The sequence below is a fragment of the Streptomyces sp. NPDC048650 genome (genome assembly GCF_043199095.1).
GTDB lineage: Bacteria > Actinomycetota > Actinomycetes > Streptomycetales > Streptomycetaceae > Streptomyces.
Window position 1 is genome coordinate 25127 of record NZ_JBICVM010000025.1, and the last position, 16842, is coordinate 41968.

The following is a 16842-nucleotide window of genomic DNA, read 5'->3' on the forward strand; positions in this document are numbered from 1 at the left end:
CGCTCCGCATCTTCAGGATGTGGGGCGGCCGGTGGCGCCCGGTGCCCTGTCGTGCGCGGCGACGGCGTCCTCGATGAAGGTGTCCAGCACCCCGTCCGCGACCAGCACCGGGACCCGCTTCCCCTTCATGTCGACATAGACGAAGGACTTGGCGGTCTTCACCTCGCCCGGGATGCGCTGCCGCAGCCGCCCCGCCTGCGCCTCGTCGCCCGCCCTGGTGGCCTCGATCAGCCGCAGGGCGGTACGGGCCGCGACGCCCCACGCCCGGGTCGCGTCCAGCCACGGGCCGCTGTCCTTGACGAAGCCGCGGTCGGCGAGCCGGTCGCGCAGCACCCCGGGTGCCTCCTGGACGGTGCGCAGCGCCGCGTCCAGCCGCCCCACGTCGCCGTCCTTCTTGAACTCGCCGATGGCGGCGGCGAGTCCGGGTGCCTGCTGCGGGTTGAGTGCGGAGGAGTAACTGGCGTCCGCGAAGGCCCGCAGCGCCCGCGCCGTACGGGCGTCACCCCCGGCGAGCTCGTCCACCGCGGCGCCCCAGGAGGCGCGTGCGTCGTAGGCGGTGTCGTTCCAGGCGTAGTCGGCCACGGTGTGCAGTGCGATCTTGGACGCGGACGGCTGGATCATCGGATTCGCGGTGATCCCGGCCAGTTGCGCCGGCAGTCCCTTCTGGCGCCCGCTGAACGGTCCGAGCAGCAGCCGGCCGGTCACATAGTCGTTGACCGGGTAGTTGTCCCAGGTGAGGATCGGGTGCCCGAACACCTCCCGGGCCTGCCGGGCCTGCTCGACGGTCATCGTCGGCGCGATCACGCCGACGCCCGTCCACTCCACCAGCACCTCCTTGTCCAGCTGGGTGGCAAGAGCCTTCTTGTACGGCGACGGCTTCACGTCGTAGTACTCGGTCGGCACCATCTGCAACGGCTGGGCGCCAGGGTGCCCGGCGATGAACTGCTGGTTGACGCGGTTGAGCAGATACGCCTGCGCCGCACCCGCCGCTCCGCCGCCGGTGCCGAACTTCTCCTTGTCCGCCGCGCAGTTCCAGTCCGTGTAGCTGATGTCGTCGAGCGGTACCGCGAACGTCCGGACACCGATGTCCCACAGCGTCTGGAATTTGGCGGTCAGCGCCTTGAGGTCCGCGTCCGAGCTGTAGCAGACGGACAGACCGGGCGAGAGCGCGTAGGTGAACTCCACATGCCGCTGCCGCGCCCGGTCCACCAGCTCCTTGAGCCGCGCCAGCTGGTCGGCGGGATAGGGGTCGCGCCACTTCTCGCGCAGATAGGCGTCGTCCTTCGGCGAGTAGACGTAGAGGTTCATCTTGTGCTCGGCGGAGAAGTCGAGCTGGTCCAGGCGGGCGTCGTGCGACCAGGGAGTGCCGTAGAAGCCCTCGATGACGCCGCGCAGCGGGGTGGCCGGCCAGTCCCGTACGACGGTGCCCGTAACGCGGGCACCCGGTCGGGTGCGGTGCGGCAGCAGCTGACGGAGCGACTGGGCGGCGTAGTACGTCCCGGTGGCGTCCTTGCCGGAAAGGGCGATGCGGCCGTCGCCGATCGCCAGGCTGTACCCCTCGGCGGGCAGCCCGCCGGTGTCCCGCGCCCCCAGCCCGCGCAGCGCCCGCGTCGCGTCCGTCCCGTCCACGTACACGGCGAGCTGCCGTCCGGAGGGTGCGTGCCGGGCGCGGACGACCCGTCCGGCACCGGCGTCCTTGAGGGACTTCTCGACGAGTGCCAGCGCGGGGGCATCGGCCCCGGGGCCCGCCACGACGGTCACGGACGGGGTGATGGTGACCTGGTCCTGGCGGGGGTGGACGGACTGCGGCGTGGGGGAGACCGAGGCGGCGGGCGCCGACCCGGCCGACCCGGCCGACCCGGCCGGGCCCGGCGGCCCGGACATGCCCGTCAGGGGGATCACGGCGAGGGCAAGGGCGAATGCGGTGACCGCGGCGGTACGGGTGCGGGGCATCCTTCGGTCCTCCTCGGTGCGGCGGGCGGGTACGGGAGCGGGGGTGCGCATGCAGGCTTTACCCGCTGGGCGGGCCGGGGCAATGGACTTTCCCACCGTATGGATGGACATCGCCGTCAGGAGGAGCGGCGCGCGCCCCGGCCTTCAGCGGGTCTTGGCGACGAACACCAGCAGGCTCATGAACGCCAGCAGCACATGGGTGGCGACGACGTAGACGAACACCCGCACATAGACGCCGCGCGGCGGCTTGGTCTCGACGTATGCGGGGGCGGGGGTGGGGCCGGCGGGGGCGTCAGGGGTCTGCTCGGTCACGGGTGTACGTCCTTCCCTGGATTCGGTGGTGAGGTCCGCCCGGTCACAGACCGCGGCGGGGGGCCGCGTCGCCCAGGCACAGCTCCGCGGCCCCGCTCTGCAGCAGGGTGTGCACGAACAGCAGCTCCGTCCCGCCCTGTGAGGCGGCGGCGATCCGGTGCGGCGTCAGCGAGTCGAAGTGCGCCGTGTCGCCGGGATCCAGCACGTGCACCGCCTCGCCGAGGGTGAGCCGCAGCCGCCCCTTGAGGACGTACAGCCACTCCTCGCCCGGGTGCACCCGCACCAGGTCGCCCTGCGCCCGCTGCGGGACGTGCACCCGCAGCGCCTGCATCGCCCGCCCCGCGGCGCCCACGGTCCAGTAGGTCCAGCCGCCGGCCTGAGAGGGTTCGGTGCGCCCGGCCCGCGTGATCGGGTCCCGCTCGGGCGCGGTCTCGCCGAGCAGGTCGGATACCGTGGTTCCGTACGTCCGGGCGAGTGCCAGCAGCATCGGCAGCGACGGCTGGCGCTGACCGGTCTCCAGCCGCGACAGGTGCGCGGGTGACAGCCCGACCCGCCGGGCCGCGGCCTCGAGGGTCAGACCGCTGCGCCGTCGCAGGTCCCGCAGCCGGGGTGCGACGGCGGTCAGCTCCTCGGGGGCGGGAGCGGGAGCGGGCGCGGGCGCGGGTGGGGGCGGGGTCCCCCGCTCGTCGGAGAGTCCGGCCGGTCCCGGCTCCGAGTGCCGGTCGGCGGGCGGGTCCGTGGGCGTGTCCGTCATGTCCCTGGTATACCGACCCTTCGCCTCCCGGGCAAAAGTTTTGCCTCTGAGGCAAAGTCGCCCCTGAAGGGGCGGCGTGGGCCGGACCGGCCAGAGGGGGAATTCTGTGAACTCCTTGGAAACTTCGGCCCGTTGGCATTGACAGGGTCATGTCTACGCGCGTCATGCTGGAGGGCATGAGAATCCCCCCACGGATCACCAGGATCGGCGCCGCCGGCGCCATCGCATCGGCCCTGCTCCTCGGCGGCACCGCGGTCGCCGCGCCCGCCGTCGCGACCCCCCACCACGCCGCCACCGCGTACGCCGCGCCGGCGCACGCAACGACCGTGCAGGTGAACGCCGTCGGCGACATCTGCTATTCGAAGCTGCCCTCCCAGGCGCACGACACCCTGGGCCTGATCGAGAAGGGCGGCCCCTTCCCGTACCCGAAGGACGGCACCGTCTTCGACAACCGCGAGGGCATCCTCCCGGCCCAGAGCACGGGCTACTACCACGAGTACACCGTCATCACTCCCGGCTCTCCCGACCGCGGTGCCCGGCGCATCGTGGCCGGTGAGAAGAAGAACGAGGACTACTACACCGCCGACCACTACGAGACGTTCGACCTCGTCGACCGCAGCTGCTGACGGCGGGGACGGGAGCGGCGGTCGTCCACCGCCACGGAGAAGACCGCGGCGGCCGGGGTGCACACGCACCCCGGCCGCCGCCGTTCTGCGTTCCGGGCCCGGGGCACCACCCGCCCGCTCCCGGCGGTGGGTGCGCGGGAGAGGGCGGGAGGGGGCGGGAGGGCACCCCCGCGGAGGGATTGTCAGTGGCTGCCGGTAGCGTTTCGGTAGAAACGAGGAGTGGGCGGGCATCGGCGGCAAAGAGGCCATGAAGCGGTCGGTTGCACCGGCCCGCCCCGGGAAGTGCTGTCTGCGCCGTGGGTCACGGTGGCGGCGTGGAGCGCTGGAGACAAGGAAGGACGGCGAACTGCCGTGTATCGCTGGGAGATTACCCGGGCCGCCCTGGCTCAGCGGGTTTTCGCCATCGTCCGCAGCAAGACCTACGACGAGGCGAGCGCCACCGCCGACACCCTCCTGTCGGCCGGCATCACCAGCCTGGAGATATCGCTGACCACTCCGTTCGCCCTGGAGGCGGTCACCACCCTCACCCGGGAGCTGGGTGAGGACGCGGTCATCGGCGCAGGCACGGTCCTTGACGCGGTGTCGGCCCGGATGGCCGTCGACGCCGGGGCGCGCTTCCTCGTCTCGCCGAGCCTCGACGCCGAGGTCATCCGCACCGGCCACCGCTACGGCGTGCCGGTCTTCCCCGGAGTTTCGACGCCGACCGAGATGGTCCGCGCGCTGGAGCTCGGCGCGGATGCGCTCAAGCTGTTCCCCGCCTCCTCGCACCGCCCCTCCTGGATACGCGACGTGCGCGCCGCGCTGCCGCAGGCGCCGCTGCTGCCGACCGGCGGCGTGACCGTCGAGGACGCGCCGGACTGGATCGCCGCGGGCGCGGTGGCCGTCGGGATGGGCTCCGCACTGTCCGAGGGGGACCGCGACACGGTGGCCAAGCGGGCCGCCGATCTGCTCGCCCGTCTTGCCGAAGTGGCCCCCGATCAGGCGCGGGCGGGTGTCCCCACCGGGCTGTACGACGACTGAGAGCTGCCCGTGCGGCCCTGCCGCGGTCCGAGGTGATCCCACCGACCGGTCACGGGGTTCACCTCGGCCGCGGCCTCTGCCACGCTGAGCGAGTCGATCACGCGATCATGCTCATGACGCAGGAGCCCCCATGAAGCGCGCCGCCACGCTGTCCGCCCTCGCCTGTCTGCTCGCCGCCACCGCCGCGGCCCCCTCACCCGCCCGTACCCCCGCGCCCGCACCGGGGTCCGCCCCCACCGCCGCCCCCGACATCCGGCACCGGGCGACCACGCTGTTGGACGCCGTCCCGCGGCGCGGGGTGCTGCGCGTCTGCACCACCGGCGACTACCGCCCCTTCAGCTACCGCGACCCCAGGACCGGCAAGTACACCGGCATCGACATCCAGATGGCCCGGGACCTGGCCAAGAGCCTGGACGCCAGGCCGCGTTACGTCGCCACGACCTGGGCGAAGCTCGTCGGTGACCTGGCGGCCGGGCGCTGCGACATCGGCATGGGCGGTGTCTCCATCACCCTCGCCCGGGCCCGCGCCGTCGCCTTCAGCGAGCCGACCCGCACGGACGGCAAGACGCCCATCGTGCGCTGCGCCGACAAGGACAAGTACCGGACGCTGGATCGGATCGACCGGCCGGGGACGAAGGTCATCGTCAACCCCGGCGGGACGAACGAGGAGTTCGCCCGCGCCCACATCAAGCGGGCCGCCCTCACGGTCCACCCCGACAACACCACGATCTTCGACGAGATCGTGGCGGGTCGCGCGGACGTGATGATGACCGACGCCGGCGAGACCCGCTACCAGGCGAAGGTGCACCCGCAGCTGTGCTCGGTCCATCCCGACAAGCCCTTCTCCTTCTCCGAGAAGGCGTACGCACTGCCGCGCGGTGACGGCGAGTTCACGGCGTATGTGAACCAGTGGGTGCACCTGGCCACGCACGACGGGACGTACCGCACGTACGAGGACGTCTGGATGAAGTGACCGACGATCCCGTACGTGGCATGACGCACGGCACGACCAACCGGTCCGGCGGTGGGTGCGGGGCCGCTCAGCGGGCCGTCCCGCGCGGGCGGTCGGCCCCGACCGCGTCCTCGTGGCCCCCGTCTCCTGGTTCCGGGTGCCCTAGCCGGTCGATGTGCCCGAGCACATTCACCACCTGCCCGTCCGGGTCCCTGACGAAGAAGCGACGCACGCCCCACTCCTCGTCCCGCAGCGGACGGACGATCTCCGCGCCGCTCGCGAGCACCGCCGCGTACGCCGCGTCCACGTCGTCCACCTCGATGCTCATGTCGGGCATGACCGGTGCGGTCCGGTCCTCCGTCATGAAGGTGAGCTGCGCCGTGGGGTTGGCGGGGGACGCCAGGGTCATCACCCAGCCCTGGTTCATCACCTCCTCGAGGCCCAGCAGTCCGTAGAACTGCCGGCTCCTCTCCAGGGAGTCGGACAGCACATCGGGGACGACGCGGCGGACGGACATCGCTGGCTCCTCGGTCGGGGGCCTCGAGTCTGCCGTGCGAAGGCGCCCGGGGGAGCGGAACGGCCGGCCGAGGCCCCGTGCGGTGCGCCGCCCGCCGCCCGCGCCCCCGCCCCCTCGGCAGCGCCTCCGAGCCGGCCGAGCCCTCCGGCGCCCCGGGGGCGTACCCACCTTGTCCGGACAATGTGACCTCCGGACTTCCCGTCATCTGCGCGGGCGGATACGCTCGCGACCGTGGGGAAACGCGATGCAGACGCCGCGGGCGCCGTGAGCCCGGTCCAGTTCAGCGTGGACCGGAGCAGCCCGGTCCCGCTGTACTTCCAGCTCTCCCAGCAGCTGGAGGCCGCGATCGAGCACGGCAAGCTGGCGCCCGGCAGCCTGCTCGGCAACGAGATCGAGCTGGCCGGGCGGCTGGGGCTGTCCCGGCCCACGGTGCGCCAGGCGATCCAGTCGCTGGTGGACAAGGGGCTGCTGGTCCGCCGCCGCGGCATCGGCACCCAGGTCGTGCACAGCCAGGTCAAGCGCCCGCTGGAGCTGAGCAGCCTCTACGACGACCTGGAGGCCGCCGGGCAGAAGCCCGCGACCCGGGTGCTGCTCAACACCACCACCGAAGCCGACGCCGAGGTCGCCGCCGCGCTGGGCATCGCCGAGGGCGCGGAGGTCGCGCTGGTCGAACGGCTGCGCCTGACCCACGGTGAGCCCGTCGCGCATCTGCGCAACCACCTTCCCGCCGGACTGCTGACGCTGGAGACCGCCGCGCTGGAGGAGACCGGGCTCTACCGTCTGATGCGGTCGGCCGGGATCACCCTGCACAGTGCCCGCCAGGCCGTCGGTGCGCGAGCCGCGACGGGGGAGGAGGGTCGCCGGCTCGACGAGCCCGAGGGCGCCCCGCTGCTCACGATGCAGCGCACCACCTTCGACGACACCGGGCGGGCGGTCGAGTTCGGTTCGCACGTCTACCGCGCGTCGCGGTACGCCTTCGAGTTCCAGCTGCTGGTGCGTCCCTGAGGTCCGGTGCCCCGGGCCGTATGTTCGTCAGAATGTTCTGACAAACCATTGACGTGGCTCCGTGCCCGCCGTTAGAACTCCTCCAGCCGCATTCCCGCGGCCCGGAGCAAAGGCGGTTCCACGATGAGCGGCGTGCGAAGCGCGCGAAGAGTGCGTACGGCCGGACCCGTCACCGCCCGCGGTGCCGCCGCCCTGACGGCGGCCCTCGCGCTGGCCACCGGGTGCAGCGCCGCCGGCGGGCAGGACGCCGGCCAGGACTCCCGTGCCCCCCGGATGACCATCGGCATGGTGAGCCATTCCGGCGCCGGCGACACCTTCTGGGACATCGTCCAGAACGGCGCGGAGCGGGCCGCCGCCAAGGACCGGGTGAAGTTCCTCTACGCCAACGACAAGGAGGGCTCCCAGCAGGCCGAGCTGGTGCAGTCCTACATCGACCAGAAGGTCGACGGGCTGATCGTCACCCTCGCCAAGCCGCAGGCCCTCAAGGCGGTGATCCACAAGGCCGTCGCGCAGGGGATCCCGGTCATCACCGTCAACTCCGGCGGTGAGTATTCGCAGGCGTACGGGGCGCTGACGCACATCGGCCAGGACGAGTCGGTGGCCGGCCGGGCGGTCGGCGCGGAGCTCACGGCCCGGCACGCCAAGAAGGTCCTGTGCGTCATCCACGAGCAGGGCAACGTGTCACTGGAGGACCGCTGCGCGGGCGTGCGCAAGGGCTTCTCAGGGCCGGTCGAGAACCTCAACGTCGACGGCACCAACGCGCCCGCCTCGCAGTCCTCCGTCGAGGCCGAGCTGCAGTCCGACACGTCCGTCGACGCGATCGTCACGCTCGGTGCGCCGATGGCGGCGATCGCCGTCAAGGCCAAGAAGGAGGCGGGCAGCAAGGCGGGCATCGCGACCTTCGACCTGAACTCCGCCGTCGTACGGCTGCTCAAGGACAAGGACGTCACCTTCGCCGTCGACCAGCAGCCCTTCCTCCAGGGCTACGAGGCGGTGGACCTGCTGTGGCTGCACAAGAACAACGCCGACGTGCTGGGTGGCGGACAGCCGGTGCTCACCGGGCCCGCGCTCGTCACCGGCAAGGATGTTCCGAAGCTGGAGAAGTACACCGGACGGGGTACCCGATGAAGCCTCACGGAAGACCGGAACCGGGACGCGATCCCGGGTGGGAAGGGCGGCCGGAGCCCGGGCGGGACCGGCGACCGGACCCCACGAACCGGTACAGATCACCGGTAACGGATACTTGGCCGGTTGGGCCAGGACAACCGAAGCGGCCGACACAGCGACATCAGCGGGAAGGGCGAGTCCTCGTGGCAAGGGTTCGAAGAAGGGGACGCGTCGTGAGCGCCGTGCTGGCGGGGGCGCTCTGCGTCTCGCTGGCAGGGTGCAGCAGCACCGGAGGCAAGCGGGCCGAGGACGCGCGCGCCGCCGCCGCTGCCGGCGGCAGGGCCGCCGTGAACACGCCCAGGTGGACATTTGCGATGGTCACCCATTCGGGTGATGGCGATACTTTCTGGGACATCGTGCAGAGCGGCGCGGAGCAGGCCGCAGCCAAGGACAACATCAAGTTCGTCTACGGCCACGACAAGGAGGCCCAGCGGCAGGCCCAGCTGGTGCAGTCCTACATCGACCAGAAGGTCGACGGGCTGATCGTCTCGCTCGCCAAGCCCAGCGCGATGAAGGACGTCGTCAAGAAGGCCGAGAAGGCCGGCATCCCGGTGATCTCGGTGAACTCCGGGGCCGCCGAGTCCAAGGCGTTCGGCGCGCTCACCCACATCGGGCAGGACGAGACGGTGGCCGGCGAGGCGGTCGGCGAGGAGCTCAACAAGCGCGGCCGGAAGAAGGCCCTGTGTGTCCTGCACGAGCAGGGCAACGTCGGCCATGAGCAGCGCTGCGACGGCGCGGAGAAGACCTTCAAGGGCGATCTGCAAAAGCTCTACGTCGAGGGCACCAACATGCCCGACGTGCAGTCGTCCATCGAGTCCAAGCTCCAGGCGGACCCCGGAATCGACGCCGTCGTCACGCTCGGCGCGCCCTTCGCCCCCACGGCCGTCAAGGCCAGGGAGCAGGCCGGCAGCAAGGCCGAGATCGACACCTTCGACCTCAACGCCCAGGTCGCCGGCGGCCTCAAGGACGGCTCGCTGGGCTTCGCCGTCGACCAGCAGCCCTACCTCCAGGGCTACCAGGCCGTGGACCTGCTCTGGCTCTACAAGTACAACGCCGACGTCCTCGGAGGCGGCAAGCCGGTGCTCACCGGACCCCAGGTGATCACCAAGAAGGACGCCGCCGCACTGCAGGAGTTCACGAAGCGGGGGACCCGATGAGCAACACCGACGCCCCGCCGGTCGCGAAGACCGGTGACGAACGGCTGCTGCACCGCTCGCTGGCGCGCCGCCTGATGGGCCGCCCCGAACTGGGCTCGGTCGTCGGCGCCATCGCCGTCTTCCTCTTCTTCGCCGTCGCCGCCGAGCCGTTCCTGCGGGCCTCCAGCCTCTCCACCGTGCTCTACGCTTCGTCGACCATCGGCATCATGGCCGTACCGGTGGCGCTGCTGATGATCGGCGGCGAATTCGATCTGTCGGCCGGTGTCATGGTCGTCAGCTCGGCGCTGATCTCGTCCATGTTCAGCTACCAGATGACGGCCAACACCTGGGTCGGTGTCGGGGTGTCCTTGCTGGTCACGCTGGCCATCGGCGTCTTCAACGGCGTACTGCTCATCCGTACGAGACTGCCCAGCTTCATCATCACGCTCGGCACCTTCTTCATGCTGACCGGCCTCAACCTCGGCTTCACCAAGCTGATCAGCGGGACCGTCTCCACGAAGTCCATCGCCGACATGGAGGGCTTCGAGTCGGCGCGTGCGCTCTTCGCCTCCCACCTGACCGTCGGCAGCGTGGACATCCAGATCACCATCCTGTGGTGGATCGTGCTGGTCGCCCTCGCCACGTGGATCCTGCTGCGCACCAAGGCCGGCAACTGGATCTTCGCGGTGGGCGGCAACGCGGACGCGGCGCGCGCGGTCGGCGTCCCGGTCACCAGGACGAAGATCGCTCTCTACATGGGCGTCGCCTTCGCCGCCTGGGTCTCCGGCCAGCACCTGCTGTTCTCGTACGACGCGATCCAGTCCGGCGACGGCGTCGGCAACGAATTCCTCTACATCATCGCGGCGGCCGTCGGCGGCTGTCTGATGACCGGCGGCTTCGGATCGGCGATCGGTGCCGCGGTCGGCGCCTTCATCTTCGGCATGACCAGCAAGGGCATCGTCTACGCGCAGTGGAACCCGGACTGGTACAAGTTCTTCCTCGGCGCGATGCTGCTGCTCGCCACACTCCTGAACGCATGGGTCCGCAAGCGGGCGGAGGACAAGTCATGACCGCGCTGATCGAGCTCGACGACGTCAGCAAGTTCTACGGCAACATCAAGGCGCTTCAGGACGTGTCCCTGGAAGTGCACGCGGGGGAGATCTCCTGTGTGCTCGGCGACAACGGCGCCGGCAAGTCCACCCTCATCAAGATCATCGCGGGGCTGCACCGGCACGACGCGGGCACCCTCACCATCGAGGGCGAGGAGACCCGGCTCGCCTCCCCGCGCGAGGCCCTCGACCGCGGTATCGCCACCGTCTACCAGGATCTGGCCGTCGTCCCGCTGATGCCGGTCTGGCGGAACTTCTTCCTCGGCTCCGAGCCGACCACCGGAGTGGGGCCCTTCAAGCGCCTCGACGTGCGCACGATGCGCCGGACCACCCGCAGCGAACTGCTGCGGATGGGCATCGACCTGCGCGACGTCGACCAGCCCATCGGCACCCTCTCCGGCGGCGAGCGGCAGTGCGTGGCCATCGCCCGAGCCGTCTACTTCGGTGCCAAGGTCCTGGTCCTCGACGAGCCCACGGCAGCGCTCGGCGTCAAGCAGTCCGGCGTCGTCCTGAAGTACGTCGCGGCCGCGCGGGACGCCGGGCTCGGCGTGGTGTTGATCACCCACAACCCGCACCACGCCTACCTCGTCGGCGATCGTTTCATCCTGCTCAAGCGCGGCGCCATGGCCGGCAGCCACGCCAAGTCGGAGATCGCCCTGGAGGAGCTGACCCGCCAGATGGCGGGCGGCAGCGAGCTGGAGCAGCTCAGCCATGAGCTGGCCCGCACGGCGACCCCGAAGTTCCCCGGCGGCCACCGGCCCGACTGATCCACCGCCGTGCCCCGCACCGGCTCACGGCCGCGCGGGGCACGGCAGCCCACGCCGCGATGCGCCGGACGTCGCCGGTGATGCACAATCGCACCGAGCCATCCGCAACACCAGCCATCCACGCCGAGGCCCCGGCCTCCCGATACCCGCAGGGACGAGACGACTCTTGCGAGCATGCAGCCGCCGCGACCGTCATGGCATCCGTCACGGAGGACGTCACGGAGAAGGGGTGGGCCGATGAGCATGTACCGGGACCGGGTGCACCGAGGATCCGCCAGGGCCACCGTCCTGCGCACGGTCGGCACCCGTGAGCGGCGCTCGCACCTGACCGCCCCCAGGGTGCCCACCGTCGGTATCGACATCGGCGGCACCAAGGTCATGGCGGGCGTGGTCGACGCCGACGGGAACATCCTGGAGCAGGTCCGCACCGAGACGCCGGACAAGTCCAAGAGCCCCAAGGTCGTCGAGGACACGATCACCGAGCTCGTCCTGGACCTCTCCGACCGCCACGACGTCCACGCGGTGGGCATCGGCGCGGCCGGCTGGGTCGACGCGGACCGCTCCCGAGTGCTCTTCGCCCCCCACCTGAACTGGCGCAACGAACCGCTGCGCGACCGCCTCGCGGGCCGCCTGGCCGTCCCCGTCATGGTCGACAACGACGCCAACACCGCCGCGTGGGCGGAGTGGCGGTTCGGCGCCGGCCGCGGCGAGGACCACCTCGTCATGATCACGCTCGGCACGGGCATCGGCGGCGCGATCCTGGAGGACGGCGCCGTCAAGCGCGGCAAGTACGGCGTGGCCGGCGAGTTCGGCCACATGCAGGTCGTGCCCGGCGGCCACCGCTGCCCGTGCGGCAACCGAGGCTGCTGGGAGCAGTACAGCTCCGGCAACGCCCTGGTCCGCGAGGCCCGCGAGCTGGCCGCCGCCGACTCCCCGGTCGCGTACAACATCATCGACCGGGTCGGCGGGCGGATCGGCGACATCACCGGCCCCCTGATCACCGAGCTCGCCCGTGAGGGCGACGCCATGTGCGTCGAGCTCCTCCAGGACATCGGCCAGTGGCTCGGCGTCGGCATCGCCAACCTCGCCGCCGCCCTCGACCCGTCCTGCTTCGTGATCGGCGGCGGCGTCAGCGCTGCCGACGACCTGCTGATCGGCCCGGCCCGGGACGCCTTCCGGCGCACCCTCACCGGCCGCGGCTACCGCCCCGAGGCCACCATCGCCAAGGCCCAGCTGGGCCCGGAGGCCGGCATGGTCGGTGCCGCCGACCTCGCGCGTCTGGTGGCCCGACGCTTCCGTCGGGCCAACCGCCGTCGTGTCGAGCGCTATGAGCGCTACGAACGGTCCGGCCGCCGATGACCGACAGCGAACCGAACGCCATGCACGACGACTCCCACTCCACGCCGCCGCCGAGCGGCAGGCGCCGCCGCCCCGTGCTGCTGGGGCTGATCATCTTCCTGCTGATCGCCATCCCGGCCGGCTACATCGTCATCTCCGCCGAGCAGAGCCGGGACAGCGGCGTGGGCAAGGAGGCGGAGGCCGCGGCCACCGGGCTCACCAACGCCTTCCCGTCCAAGGTCCAGCAGCGGGTCTACGACGTGCCGGTGCCCGTGGGCTCGACGCCGGTCTACTACTACGAGACCAACTCCTGGAAGACCAGCTCCCTCTTCGTGCAGTTCCGTACCAACGACTGGGGTCTGGACCACTACCTCAAGGCGGTGGGTACGAGCACCGCCGCCCTCAAGAAGGGCGTGAAGACCATTCCGCCCGGACAGGCGGCGCAGGTCGGCTGGGACTTCGGCGTCGACTGGCCCTGGGCGGGCACCGTGAACCCCAAGAAGGCGCCGCAGCCGTCACAGCGGATCATGGTCAGCTACGACGAACCCGGCCATCCGGTCGTCTACACGGTCGCGACCATCACGTTCTGAAATCCTGTCCGTCTCTTCGGCTCCGGGGGCGCGTCGGCGTCCGAGAACGCAGTGGGCCCGTCTGAGAACGCCTCCTGCGGGCCCGGTGCAGAGCCGCAGCCCTCGACCCCAGCCGCTCGATGCGCGTCTCCCCCCCCGGCCTCAGAGCGCGCCCAGCACCTCGTGCAGTGCCGCGATCACCTTGTCCTGGACCTCGGGTGCGAGCGCCGGATACATCGGCAGCGAGAAGATCTCGTCCGCCAGCCGCTCGGTCACCGGCAGCGATCCCTTGGCGTAGCCCAGGTGCGCGAAGCCGGTCATGGTGTGCACAGGCCACGGGTAGCTGATGTTGGGGGATATGCCGTACGTCTTCAGCGCCTCGATGATCTCGTCACGGCGCGGATGGCGGACGACGTACACGTAATACACATGGTCGTTCCCCTCCCTGACGGACGGCAGCACCAGCCCCCCGGGCCCCGTCAGGTCGGCGAGCCCTTCGGCGTAGCGCCGGGCGACGGCGCGGCGGCCCTCGATATAGCGGTCGAGCCGGGTGAGTTTGCGTCGAAGGATCTCCGCCTGCACCTCGTCGAGCCGACTGTTGTGGCCGGGTGTCCGGACGACGTAGTACACGTCCTCCATGCCGTAGTAGCGCAGCCTGCGCAGCGCACCGTCGACGTCCACGTCGTCGGTGAGCACGGCCCCGCCGTCGCCGTACGCACCGAGGACCTTTGTGGGGTAGAAGGAGAAGGCGGCCGCGTCGCCCAGCGTGCCGGCCAGTTCGCCGTGATGGCGGGCGCCGTGCGCCTGGGCACAGTCCTCCAGCACCGCCAGGCCGTGCTCCTCGGCCAGGGCGCGCAGCGGAGCCATGTCGACGCACTGCCCGTACAGGTGCACGGGCAGCAGCGCCTTCGTCCGCGGTGTGATGGCGTCCGCGACCTGGTCGGTGTCCATGAGGTAGTCGTCGGCTCGGATGTCGACGAAGACCGGTGTGGCGCCGGTGCCGTCGATGGCAACCACCGTCGGAGCGGCGGTGTTGGAGACGGTGACGACCTCGTCCCCCGGGCCGACGCCCAGCGCCTGCAGACCCAGCTTCACGGCGTTGGTGCCGTTGTCGACGCCGACGCAGTGGCGCAGGGCGTGGTAGTCCGCGAACTCCTTCTCGAACCCCTCCACGCTGGGGCCGAGCACCAACTGCCCGGAGCCGAAGACGGTCTCGACGGCGTCGAGGAGATCCGCGCGTTCGTTCTGGTATTCCGTCAGGTAGTCCCAGACGTAAGTAGTCACGGAGAGCTCAACCTCCAGAGGGTTTCGATGGGGTGGTAGGGGTCCGGTGCGCGCGGTCCAGGTCGTGCCAGCAGTCCCGGACCGACTCCGGCAGCGAACGGCGCGGCTCCCAGCCCAGCAGGGCGCGCGCCGGGCCGATGTCGACCCGGAGCCAGTCCTCCCGGCCGCCGGCCGCCCGGCCCGGAGTCGGGCGTTCCACTACCCGCGCCGGAATCCCGCTCGCGTCGATGAACAGGTCGACCAGATCGCGGACGGAGACCGCCTCGCCCCGCCCGATGCCGACGGCGACCGGGACGGCCGGTGCGCGGGCGCCGGCGACGACGGCATCGGCCACATCCCGCACATCGACGTAGTCGCGGTGCGCGCGCAACCGGGACAGTTCCACGACGGCCTCTGCACCGGTCCCGGCCGTCGCCAGCAGCCGTTCGGCGACCTGGCCGAGCAGGCTGATCCGGGGCGTGCCGGGACCCGACACGTTCGAGACCCTGAGCACCACGCCGTCGATGCTCCCCTCGGACGCGCCCCGCAGCACCGCCTCACTGGCGGCCAGCTTGCTCCTGCCGTACGCCGTGTCCGGGCGGGTCTCCGCGTCCGCGCCCACCGATGTGCCGGGCGGCACCGGGCCGTATTCGAGGACCGAGCCGAGGTGCACCAGCCGCGGTCGCGCGGACATCAGCGCCATCGCGTCCAGCAGCCGCAGCGTGGGCACTGCGGTGGCCGACCACATCTGCGCATCGCTCCGGCCCCAGATGCTGCCGACGGAGTTGACGACGGTGTCCGGACGCTCGGCGTCCAGCGCCGCGGCCAGCGCCTGCGGATCCGTACCGGCCAGGTCGAGGGTGAGGCAGCGATACGGCATCGACTCCTCGGGCGGACGGCGGCCCACCACCACGACGTCGCGCCCGCGCGCGGCGAAGGCCGCGCACACATGCCGCCCGACGTAACCGGCGCCGCCGAGCACGACGACGCTGCCGCGCGAGGACGGCTCCGGCCCCTGACCGGTCCCGCGTTCGCCGGACCGGGGTTCACGCATCGACTCCGGGCGGTTCACCATGTGACGGGAAGTCGCTCCGGCACCCGCAGCAGCAGGCCCGGCTGCCACCGGACGTCCGCCGCGGGAACGGCCAGGCGCAGCGAGGGCAGCCGCCGGGTGAGCACCTGCAGCACCACCTGGATCTCCAGCCGGGCCAGGGGGGCGCCCATGCAGTAGTGGATACCGTGGCCGAAGCCGAGGTGCGGATTGCGCTCTCTGGTGAAGTCCAGCCGATCGGGGTCGGGGAAGACCTCCGGGTCCAGATTGGCGGCGGCCACGGAGGTGAACACGGCGTCCCCGGCGCGGATGAGCGTGTCGCCCACCATGACGTCCTCAAGGGCGATGCGCGCATAGCCGTCCACCGTGGTCAGCGGGGTGAAACGGAGCAGCTCCTCCACCGCCCCTTGGATCAGTCCCGGGTCGGCGACCAGCGAGGCGTACAGGCGGCGGTCGCGCAGCAGCAGATACGTGAAGTTCCCGATCTGCGTGGCCGTCGTCTCGTATCCGCCGACCAGAAGCCCGGCCCCCAGCATGTACAGCTCGTTCTCGGACAGCCGGTCCTCGTCGTCACGGGCCTGGACCATCGCGCCCAGCAGGTCGTCGGTCGGCTGCTCGCGCCGCTCCGCGACCAACTCCGCCAGATACCCGACGAATTCCTCACCCGCCCGTCTGACCTCCTCGGGCGGCAGCGCGGTCGACAGCAGCGCCTCGGAGAACCGTTGGAAGACATGCCGGTCCTCGTAGTCCACACCGAGCAGCTTGCAGATCACACCGATCGACACCGGAAGCGCGATCGCCTCCAGCAGATCGGAGGACGGGCCCCGGGCGGTCATCTCGTCCACCAGCCGTTCCGAGAGCGCGGCGACCGAGGGGCGCATGCCCTCCACCCGGCGATGGGTGAAGGCCGCGCCCGCCAGCCGGCGTAGCCGGGTGTGCTCGGGCGGATCCATCGCGACCAGCCCGCCGGGCTCCAGCAGCTGCTCCGTGGGGCGGGGGACGTCCTTGCCCGCGCCCGCCGCCATGCTGAACCTCGGGTCGCTGAGCACCAGTTTGGCGTCGGCGTGCCGGGTCACCATCCATGCCTCGCCGCCGTACGGCATGCGGACGCGCGCGATGCGCTCGCGTTCGCGCAGATACCCGTACAGCGGGTCCATGCCCAGCCCCGTGGCGGTGCTGAACGGATACGGCCGTGCGGTCGCACCGGTCCCGGCCGACGCGTCGGGCGGGGTTACCTCGGAGGTGGAGCTGTCGGACGTCATGAGCCTTTCCTGCGATCAGCGATACGGATCCTGCGCGAGTG

17 protein-coding genes are annotated in these 16842 nt (G+C 71.2%); 10 read left to right on the forward strand and 7 right to left on the reverse strand.

Annotation, left to right across the window (positions count from 1 at the left end; translation table 11 throughout):
- Positions 1–12: 12 nt before the first annotated feature.
- The 3 genes from ACGFML_RS37195 to ACGFML_RS37205 form a co-directional block, all read right to left on the reverse strand.
- On the reverse strand, positions 13–1953 hold the full coding sequence (locus tag ACGFML_RS37195) for a beta-N-acetylglucosaminidase domain-containing protein (protein WP_393550226.1): 1941 nt from the start codon (positions 1951–1953) through the stop codon (positions 13–15).
- A 144-nt stretch (positions 1954–2097) separates the two neighbouring features.
- Entirely contained in the window at positions 2098–2265 is a 168-nt protein-coding gene (locus tag ACGFML_RS37200; protein WP_393550228.1) for a DUF6126 family protein, read from the reverse strand.
- Between the two features lie 43 nt (positions 2266–2308).
- Positions 2309–3019: a helix-turn-helix domain-containing protein gene (locus ACGFML_RS37205; RefSeq protein ID WP_393550230.1), complete on the reverse strand. Its 711-nt coding sequence runs from the start codon at positions 3017–3019 to the stop codon at positions 2309–2311.
- Positions 3020–3195: 176 nt separating this feature from the next.
- Here ACGFML_RS37205 and ACGFML_RS37210 point away from each other — a divergent pair, with 176 nt between their 5' ends.
- From ACGFML_RS37210 to ACGFML_RS37220, 3 genes are all read left to right on the forward strand, one after another.
- Positions 3196–3645 (forward strand): ribonuclease domain-containing protein, encoded by a 450-nt coding sequence (locus ACGFML_RS37210; protein WP_393550232.1) that lies wholly within the window; start codon positions 3196–3198, stop codon positions 3643–3645.
- Between the two features lie 351 nt (positions 3646–3996).
- Positions 3997–4665, forward strand: a complete 669-nt coding sequence (locus ACGFML_RS37215) for a bifunctional 4-hydroxy-2-oxoglutarate aldolase/2-dehydro-3-deoxy-phosphogluconate aldolase (RefSeq protein WP_393550233.1) — start codon at positions 3997–3999, stop codon at positions 4663–4665.
- Positions 4666–4795: 130 nt separating this feature from the next.
- Complete coding sequence (locus ACGFML_RS37220) at positions 4796–5638, forward strand: transporter substrate-binding domain-containing protein (RefSeq protein WP_393550235.1); 843 nt, start codon at positions 4796–4798, stop codon at positions 5636–5638.
- A 67-nt stretch (positions 5639–5705) separates the two neighbouring features.
- On the opposite strand, the gene ACGFML_RS37225 is transcribed toward ACGFML_RS37220, so the two are convergent.
- The gene (locus tag ACGFML_RS37225; RefSeq protein ID WP_393550237.1) at positions 5706–6134 is read right to left on the reverse strand and encodes a VOC family protein; all 429 of its coding nucleotides are present in this window, start codon (positions 6132–6134) and stop codon (positions 5706–5708) included.
- A 285-nt stretch (positions 6135–6419) separates the two neighbouring features.
- Here ACGFML_RS37225 and ACGFML_RS37230 point away from each other — a divergent pair, with 285 nt between their 5' ends.
- The 7 genes from ACGFML_RS37230 (at position 6420) to ACGFML_RS37260 (ending at position 13246) form a co-directional block, all read left to right on the forward strand.
- Positions 6420–7139: a GntR family transcriptional regulator gene (locus ACGFML_RS37230; RefSeq protein WP_393550278.1), complete on the forward strand. Its 720-nt coding sequence runs from the start codon at positions 6420–6422 to the stop codon at positions 7137–7139.
- Positions 7140–7262: 123 nt separating this feature from the next.
- Positions 7263–8267 carry a sugar ABC transporter substrate-binding protein gene (locus ACGFML_RS37235; protein ID WP_393550239.1) on the forward strand — a complete coding sequence of 335 codons (1005 nt, stop codon included), beginning with the start codon at positions 7263–7265 and terminating at the stop codon, positions 8265–8267.
- Between the two features lie 212 nt (positions 8268–8479).
- Positions 8480–9463 carry a sugar ABC transporter substrate-binding protein gene (locus ACGFML_RS37240; protein WP_393550241.1) on the forward strand — a complete coding sequence of 328 codons (984 nt, stop codon included), beginning with the start codon at positions 8480–8482 and terminating at the stop codon, positions 9461–9463.
- Entirely contained in the window at positions 9460–10512 is a 1053-nt protein-coding gene (locus ACGFML_RS37245) for an ABC transporter permease (protein ID WP_393550243.1), read from the forward strand. Before ACGFML_RS37240 ends, ACGFML_RS37245 begins: the two co-directional genes overlap by 4 nt.
- The gene (locus ACGFML_RS37250) at positions 10509–11318 is read left to right on the forward strand and encodes an ATP-binding cassette domain-containing protein (RefSeq protein ID WP_393550245.1); all 810 of its coding nucleotides are present in this window, start codon (positions 10509–10511) and stop codon (positions 11316–11318) included. Before ACGFML_RS37245 ends, ACGFML_RS37250 begins: the two co-directional genes overlap by 4 nt.
- 237 nt (positions 11319–11555) lie before the next feature.
- Entirely contained in the window at positions 11556–12677 is a 1122-nt protein-coding gene (locus ACGFML_RS37255; RefSeq protein WP_393550246.1) for an ROK family glucokinase, read from the forward strand.
- A complete protein-coding gene (locus ACGFML_RS37260) occupies positions 12674–13246 on the forward strand; it encodes a hypothetical protein (protein ID WP_393550248.1) in 573 nt (190 codons plus the stop codon). Before ACGFML_RS37255 ends, ACGFML_RS37260 begins: the two co-directional genes overlap by 4 nt.
- A gap of 141 nt (positions 13247–13387) precedes the next feature.
- On the opposite strand, the gene ACGFML_RS37265 is transcribed toward ACGFML_RS37260, so the two are convergent.
- From ACGFML_RS37265 to ACGFML_RS37275, 3 genes are read right to left on the reverse strand one after another with little or no spacing between them, the layout of a single operon-like run.
- The gene (locus ACGFML_RS37265) at positions 13388–14509 is read right to left on the reverse strand and encodes a DegT/DnrJ/EryC1/StrS family aminotransferase (protein WP_393550249.1); all 1122 of its coding nucleotides are present in this window, start codon (positions 14507–14509) and stop codon (positions 13388–13390) included.
- A gap of 7 nt (positions 14510–14516) precedes the next feature.
- On the reverse strand, positions 14517–15563 hold the full coding sequence (locus ACGFML_RS37270) for an NAD-dependent epimerase/dehydratase family protein (RefSeq protein ID WP_393550251.1): 1047 nt from the start codon (positions 15561–15563) through the stop codon (positions 14517–14519).
- On the reverse strand, positions 15557–16801 hold the full coding sequence (locus tag ACGFML_RS37275) for a cytochrome P450 (protein ID WP_393550253.1): 1245 nt from the start codon (positions 16799–16801) through the stop codon (positions 15557–15559). The genes ACGFML_RS37270 and ACGFML_RS37275 overlap by 7 nt, the downstream gene beginning before the upstream one ends.
- Positions 16802–16842: the final 41 nt, after the last annotated feature.

Coding starts and splice junctions, on each gene's coding strand:
- ACGFML_RS37195 (WP_393550226.1), bottom strand. CDS start 1,953: ATGCCCCGCACCCGTACCGCCGCGGTCACCGCATTCGCCCTTGCCCTC.
- ACGFML_RS37205 (WP_393550230.1), bottom strand. CDS start 3,019: ATGACGGACACGCCCACGGACCCGCCCGCCGACCGGCACTCGGAGCCG.
- ACGFML_RS37210 (WP_393550232.1), top strand. CDS start 3,196: ATGAGAATCCCCCCACGGATCACCAGGATCGGCGCCGCCGGCGCCATC.
- ACGFML_RS37220 (WP_393550235.1), top strand. CDS start 4,796: ATGAAGCGCGCCGCCACGCTGTCCGCCCTCGCCTGTCTGCTCGCCGCC.
- ACGFML_RS37225 (WP_393550237.1), bottom strand. CDS start 6,134: ATGTCCGTCCGCCGCGTCGTCCCCGATGTGCTGTCCGACTCCCTGGAG.
- ACGFML_RS37235 (WP_393550239.1), top strand. CDS start 7,263: ATGAGCGGCGTGCGAAGCGCGCGAAGAGTGCGTACGGCCGGACCCGTC.
- ACGFML_RS37245 (WP_393550243.1), top strand. CDS start 9,460: ATGAGCAACACCGACGCCCCGCCGGTCGCGAAGACCGGTGACGAACGG.
- ACGFML_RS37250 (WP_393550245.1), top strand. CDS start 10,509: ATGACCGCGCTGATCGAGCTCGACGACGTCAGCAAGTTCTACGGCAAC.
- ACGFML_RS37255 (WP_393550246.1), top strand. CDS start 11,556: ATGAGCATGTACCGGGACCGGGTGCACCGAGGATCCGCCAGGGCCACC.
- ACGFML_RS37260 (WP_393550248.1), top strand. CDS start 12,674: ATGACCGACAGCGAACCGAACGCCATGCACGACGACTCCCACTCCACG.
- ACGFML_RS37270 (WP_393550251.1), bottom strand. CDS start 15,563: ATGGTGAACCGCCCGGAGTCGATGCGTGAACCCCGGTCCGGCGAACGC.
- ACGFML_RS37275 (WP_393550253.1), bottom strand. CDS start 16,801: ATGACGTCCGACAGCTCCACCTCCGAGGTAACCCCGCCCGACGCGTCG.